This is a genomic window from Streptosporangium sp. OZ121, assembly GCF_051918885.1.
In the GTDB taxonomy this organism is placed as follows: domain Bacteria; phylum Actinomycetota; class Actinomycetes; order Streptosporangiales; family Streptosporangiaceae; genus Streptosporangium.
Genome location: NZ_JBPXMC010000054.1, coordinates 20,384 through 27,414, shown reverse-complemented (window position 1 = coordinate 27,414; position 7,031 = coordinate 20,384). Strand labels below are relative to the sequence as shown.

The 7,031-nt window shown below is 75.4% G+C and carries 1 protein-coding gene; it reads left to right on the top strand.

Annotated elements, in window-relative coordinates; genetic code table 11:
* Window positions 1-24 precede the first annotated feature (24 nt).
* Complete coding sequence (locus tag ACTOQ1_RS42055; RefSeq protein ID WP_440074074.1) at window positions 25-7,020, top strand: type I polyketide synthase; 6,996 nt, start codon at window positions 25-27, stop codon at window positions 7,018-7,020.
* Window positions 7,021-7,031: the final 11 nt, after the last annotated feature.

Genomic DNA, 7,031 nt, shown 5'->3' with positions numbered 1-7,031 from the left:
ACGTTGCGGCGTGATGACGGTGGGGTGCGCCGGTTGTGGACGAGCGCGGCCGAGGTGTGGGTGCGCGGCGGGGAGGTGGACTGGGAGCGGGCGATCGCTCCGGCCGGGCCTCGCCGGGTGGATCTGCCCACCTACGCCTTCCAGCACCAGCACTACTGGCCGGGCAGCGTCCAGACCAGCGGCGACCTCGCGCAGCTCGGCCTCGGGACCACCGGGCACCCGCTGCTCGCCGCCGCCGTGTCGCTGGCCGACGCGGAGGGCGTCCTGCTCACCGGCAGGCTGTCGCTGAAGACACACCCGTGGCTGGCCGACCACGCGGTCAACGGTCAGGTGCTCCTGCCGGGAACCGCCTTCGTGGAGCTGGCCGTACGGGCGGGTGACGAGGTCGGCTGCGACCTGCTGGAGGAGCTGACGCTCCAGGCGCCGCTGGTCCTGCCCGCCACCGGCGGCGTCCACGTGCAGATCGCCGTCGGCGCGCCCGACCAGGACGGCAGGCGCCCGCTGACCATCCACTCCCGCGCCGACGAGGAACCGTGGACCAGGCACGCGAGCGGCTTCCTCGCCCAGGACACCGCCGCGGCCACCTTCGCCGAGCCGTCCTGGCCGCCGCCGGGCGCGACGGCCCTGCAGGCGGGCGACGTGTACGAGCTGATGGCCGGGATCGGCGTCGACTACGGCCCGGCCTTCCGCGGGCTGACCGCGGTGTGGCGCAGGGACCGGGAGATCTTCGCCGAGGTCGCGCTGCCGGAGGGCGCCGCGGCCGGCGAGTTCTGCCTGCACCCCGCCCTCCTCGACGCGGCGATCCAGCCGCTCGCCGTGGGCGGCTTCTTCGACACCGAGGCCTCCGGGGCCTCCGGCGGCCCGATGCTGCCGTTCGCCTGGACCAACGTGCGGCTCGCGGCCACCGGCGCCGCCGCCCTGCGCGTGCGGCTCTCGCCCGCCGGGACGAACGGCGTCCGCGTCGAGGTCGCCGACACCGCGGGCACGCCCGTCGCCTGCGTGGACTCGCTCGTCGTACGGGCACTGGCCGCCGGGGACCTCAAGGCGGGCACCGACCCGCTGCGCGACGCGCTCTTCGCCCTCGACTGGGTCGCGGCGCAGCCCGTGGCGGCCACCGAGCCCGGCGAGGCGCGCTACGTCATCGCCGGCGGCGACGGCTCGCGGCTCGGCACCGTCCTGGAGGCGGCCGGGGCCCAGGTCGGCGCGCCGGACCCGGAAGGGCCGCTGCCGAGGCTGGCGTTCCTGCCCTGTAGCCCGGTCACCGGCGCCGACCCGGCGGACGGGGCGCGGGCGGCGACCACCGAGGTCCTCGCGGTGGCACAGTCCTGGCTCGACCAGGACAGGTACGCCGACGTCCCCCTGGTCGTCGTCACCGAGGGAGTGGTGGCGGGCGACAACCTGCCCGGCGCCGCCGTGTGGGGGCTGATCCGCTCGGCGCAGTCGGAGAACCCCGGCCGCTTCGTCCTGCTGGACGTCGACGGCACGGACGCGTCGTGGCGGGCCGTCCTGGCCGCCGCGACCTCGGGAGAGCCCCAGGCCGCCCTGGTCGAGGGTGAGATCCTCGTCCCGAGGCTCGCCCGCCACCCGGTCGCCGAGCCCGACGCCGTCGAGCCTGACGCCGAGACCGGGGGCGAGCCCGGAACCACCGGCTGGGAGGCCGGCGGAACCGTGCTGATCACCGGGGGCACCGGCACCCTGGGCGGCCTCGTCGCCCGCCACCTGGTGACCGGGCACGGCGTGCGGCGGCTGCTGCTGGCCAGCCGGCGCGGCCCCGACGCGGAGGGCGCGGCCCGGCTCGTGGCCGAGCTCGCCGAACTCGGCGCCGACGTGACCGTCGCCGCCTGCGACGCCGCCGACCGCGAGGCCCTCGCAGCCGTCCTGGCCACCGTCCCCGCGGAGCACCCGCTCACCGGGGTGGTCCACACGGCGGGCACGCTCGACGACGGCGTGCTGGCCACCCTGACGCCCGAGCGGATCGACGCCGTGCTGCGCCCCAAGGCCGACGCCGTGCTGAACCTGCACGAGCTCACCAAGGACCTGCCGATCTCGGCGTTCGTGCTGTTCTCCTCGGCCGCGGGCGTCTTCGGCGGCCCCGGCCAGGGCAACTACGCGGCGGCCAACGCGTTCGTCGACGCCCTCGCCGTACGGCGGCGCAGGCTCGGCCTGCCCGCCCTCTCCCTGGCCTGGGGCCTGTGGGAGCAGGACAGCGGGCTGACCGGCACCCTCAGCGACGTCGACCGGGCCAGGCTGGCCCGTACCGGAGTCGTCCCGCTGACCACCGAGGACGGCCTCGCCCTGCTCGACACGGCCTGCGCCGCCGACCGGGCGACGCTGGTCCCCATCCGGCTGGAGCTGCGCAACCTGCGGATGGCGGCGCAGTTCGGCGCGCTGCCCGCGATCCTGCGAGGGCTGGTCCCCGTCTCCAAGCGGAGGGTGGTCGGCTCCGACCCGGCCGCCGCGTCGCAGCTGCGCGAGCGCCTGGCCCGCCTGCCGGAGAGCGAGCACCACAAGATCGTGATGGATCTGGTGCTCGACCAGGTGGCGACCGTGCTCGGCTACCCCGACCCGGGCGCCGTGGAGCAGGACCGGCCCCTCAACGAGGCCGGCTTCGACTCGCTGACGGCGGTGGAGTTCCGTAACCGGATGAACGCGGCCACCGGGCTGCGGCTGCCCGCCACACTGATCTTCGACTATCCGACGCCCGTCGCCCTCGTCCAGTATCTGTGCGGCAGGCTCCTCGACGGTCCCAAGGCGGCCGTGTCCACTCACGGCGCGATCAGCGCGGAGGAGCCGATCGCCATCGTCGGCATGAGCTGCCGGCTGCCCGGCGGCGTCACCGGCCCGGACGACCTGTGGAACCTGGTGGCCGGGGAGGGCGACGCGATGTCGATGTTCCCCCCCGACCGCAACTGGAACCTGGACGAGCTCTACCACCCCGACCCGGAGCACCCCGGCACCACCTACGCGCGGGAGGCCGGGTTCGTCTACGACGCCACCGCGTTCGACCCGTCGTTCTTCAGCATCTCCCCGAGGGAGGCCGTCGCCATGGATCCCCAGCAGCGGCTGCTGCTGGAGGGCTCGTGGGAGGCGCTGGAGCACGCGGGCATCGACCCGGCCGCCGTGCGCGGCAGCAGTACGGGCGTGTTCGTCGGGCTGATGTACCACGACTACGGGGTGCACCTGCAGAACGTGCCGAGCGACCTGGACGGCTTCGTCGGCACCGGCGTCTCGGCCGGTGTCGCCTCCGGCCGGGTGTCGTACGCCTTCGGCTTCGAGGGCCCGTCGGTCACCCTGGACACGGCGTGCTCCTCCTCGCTGGTCGCGCTGCACATGGCGATGCAGGCGCTGCGCAGGGGCGAGTGCTCGCTCGCGCTCGCCGGCGGCGTCACCGTGCTCTCCACCCCCGCGGTCTTCGTCGACTTCAGCCGCCAGCGCGGCCTCGCCGCCGACGGCCGCTGCAAGTCCTTCGCCGACGCGGCGGACGGCACCGGCTGGGGCGAGGGCGTGGGCATGCTCCTGGTGGAGCGGCTCTCCGACGCCCGCCGCAACGGCCACAAGGTCCTCGCGGTGGTGCGCGGCAGCGCGATCAACCAGGACGGCGCCAGCTACGGGCTCACCGCCCCCAACGGCCCCTCCCAGCAGCGCCTGATCGAGCAGGCCCTGGCCGACGCCCGGCTGACCAACGCCGACGTCGACGCCGTCGAGGGACACGGCACCGGCACCACCCTCGGCGACCCGATCGAGGCGCAGGCCATCGTGGCCACCTACGGCCAGGACCGGCCGGAGGACCGGCCGCTGTGGCTCGGCTCGATCAAGTCGAACATCGGCCACACCCAGGCCGCCGCCGGTGTCGCGGGCATCATCAAGATGGTGATGGCGATGCGGCACGGCGTGTTGCCGAGGACCCTGCACGTGGACGAGCCGACCACGCACGTGGACTGGTCGGCGGGCGCGGTGCGCCTGCTCACCGAGGCCACGCCGTGGCCCGAGACCGCGCGGCCGCGCCGCGCGGGCGTCTCGTCCTTCGGGATCAGCGGTACCAACGCCCACGTCATCCTGGAGCAGGCGCCGGAGGAGCCCGCGGAGAAGCGGGACGCGCCCGAGCGCCCGCTGATCCCGTGGGTGCTCTCGGCCAAGACGCAGGACGCGCTCAAGGCCCAGGCGCGCAGGCTGCGCGGACACCTGGAGTCGTGGACGGAGCACTCGGCGGCCGACGTCGCCCGGTCCCTGGCCACGACGCGCTCCTCGTTCAAACGCCGGATGGTCGTGCTCGGCGCCACCCGCGACGAGCTCACCGCCGGGCTGGACGCCGTGCTGGCGCAGCGGCCGGCGGACAACGTGATCACCGGTTCGGCCGCCCGGGGCAGGATCGCCTACCTGTTCACCGGCCAGGGCAGCCAGCGGCAGGGGATGGGGGAGGAGCTGTACGCGGCCTACCCGGAGTACGCGGCGGCGTTCGACGCGGTGTGCGCCCGGTTCGACCGCCATCTCGACCGGCCGCTGCGCGACGTCATCACCGGTGACCCCGCGCTCCTCCAGCAGACCCGCTACACCCAGGCCGCCCTGTTCGCCGTCGAGGTGGCCCTGTTCCGCTGCCTGGAGGCCTGGGGGGTGCGCCCGGACTTCCTCGCCGGCCACTCCATCGGCGAGCTCGTCGCCGCGCACGTCGCGGGCGTGCTGTCACTGGACGACGCGGTCACGCTCGTGGCCGCGCGCGGCGGCCTGATGCAGGCGCTGCCGCCCGGCGGGGCGATGATCTCGGTGCGCGCGGCGGAGGCCGACGTGCTGCCGCTGCTGGCCGGGTACGAGGACAGGGTCGGCATCGCCTCGGTCAACGGACCGGCCTCCGTGGTCCTGTCCGGCACCGAGGAGAGCGTGCTGGAGCTGGCGGAGCTGCTGGCCGGGCGCGGGCACAAGACCAAGCGGCTCGCCGTCAGCCACGCCTTCCACTCACCGCTGATGGAGCCGGCGCTGGAGGACTTCCTGAACGTCGCGAGAGAGCTGACCTACCATCCGCCCGCGATCCCCGTCATCTCCAACGTCACCGGCGAACCCGCCACCACGGAGGAGCTGACCTCGCCGGAGTACTGGGCCAGGCACCTGCGGCAGGCCGTGCGCTTCTGCGACGGGATCAGGACGCTGCAGAGCCGCGGCGTCACCACCTTCCTGGAGCTCGGCCCCGACGCCGTGCTGTCGGCCATGGTCGGCGACTGCGTACAGGGCTGGACCGGGGTGGCCGTCCCGGCGCTGCGCCGTGACCGGCCGGAGGCGGCCGCGCTGCTCGACGCGCTGGCGCGGGTCTCCGCGCACGGGACCGACGTCGACTGGGGCGCGGTCGTCGGCGCGGGCGCGACCGTGCAACTGCCCACCTATCCCTTCCAGCGGCAGCGCTACTGGCCCGACCCGCCCCCGGCGGAGACGGCCGTGGCGGCCGCACCGCCCGACCGCGAGCTGTGGGACGCCGTCGCGCGCCAGGACCTGGACGGGCTGCTCGCCACCCTCGGCCTCGGCGCGGGAGCCACGCTGGACGACCTGCTGCCCGCGCTGGCCAGGCTGCACGGCGGCGGGAGCACCGGAGCCGAGCACGAGCATCTGCGCTACCAGCTCGGCTGGCAGCCGCTCACCGACCTGCCCGCGCCGGTCCTGTCGGGAACCTGGCCGGTGGTCGCGCCGGACGACTCCGCCGGAGCGGGCCGGGCGCTGGCGGCCGGGCTGGCCGCGCACGGCGCCGACACCGTCGTGCTCCCGGAGCTGCCCGCCTCCGACGCCGGGGTGGCGGGCGTCGTCTACCTGCTGCCGGAGGGCGCGCCCCTTCCCGAGATCGCGCCCGGCTCGGCGCCGGTCTGGGTGCTCACGCGGGGCGCGGTCCGGGTGTCGCCGTCCGACGGGGACGTCGTGCCGGTGACCGTACGGGCATGGGGCGCGCTCAGGACCATGGCCCGCGAGGGGCTGCTGCGGGACGGCGGGCTGATCGACCTCCCGGCCAGGCTGGACGAGCACGTGCTGCGACAGCTGTGCGTGGTGCTCTCCGGCGTGACCGGGGAGGAGGAGCTGGCCGTACGGCTCGGCGGGGTGTTCGCGCGCAGGCTGCGACCGGCACCGTGCCGAGGGACGGCGCTGGGGGCGGAATGGCGGCCCAGCGGCACGGTCATGCTGGCCGGGCCGCTCGACGAGACCGCCGCCGAGCTGGGCAGGTGGGCCGCGCGCAACGGAGCGGACCAGGTCGTCCTCACCGAGCCCGACGCCAGGCTCGCGGACGAGCCCGGCGTGGTCGTGCGGGCGATCGGCGACGGCCTCTCGGGTCTCCCGGTCCTCTCGGCTCTCCTGGATCTCCCGGTGACCGCCGTCGTCTGCACGACGCCGGAGGCGGCCCGGTTGTTCGACGAGCGGACCCGCTCGGCGGACCTGTCCGCCTTCGTCATGCTGGCGCCGGCGGGGGCGGCCTGGGGCGAGGACGGCGCGTCGGACCACGAGTACTTCAACGCACTGGCCGCCGGGCGGCGCGAAGCGGGGCTGCCGGCGCTGTCCGGCGCGGTCGGCCTGAAGGAACCGGCCGACGCGGTCGCGGCCGTCCGCCACGCGCTGCGCCAGGGGGACACGACGCTCGTCGTCGCCGACCCGGACTGGATCGCGCTGGCCGCCGCGACGCGCTCCCGGCTGCTGGACGCCATCCCCGAGGCGGTGCTCCTCCAGGACGAGCCGGAGGACGTGGTCGACGGCGTCGCCGCCTTCCGCCGCCTGCTGGACGACAGCCCGGCCGAGGAGCACCACGGCATCCTGCTCGACGTGGTGCGCCGCCAGGCCGCCGCGATCCTGCAGTTCCCGCTGCCCGGCGCGGTCGAGCCCGACGCGGAGTTCTTCGAACTCGGCTTCTCCTCGATGGCCGCGGTGGAGCTGCGCAACCGGCTCAGCGAGCTGACCGGCATCGCACTGGCCGCCGACGCGGTCTACGACTACCCGACCCCGGCCGAGCTGGCGGAACACCTGCTCGCCGAGGCCACGGCCTCGGCCGCGGGCTGAGAAGGAAAGGA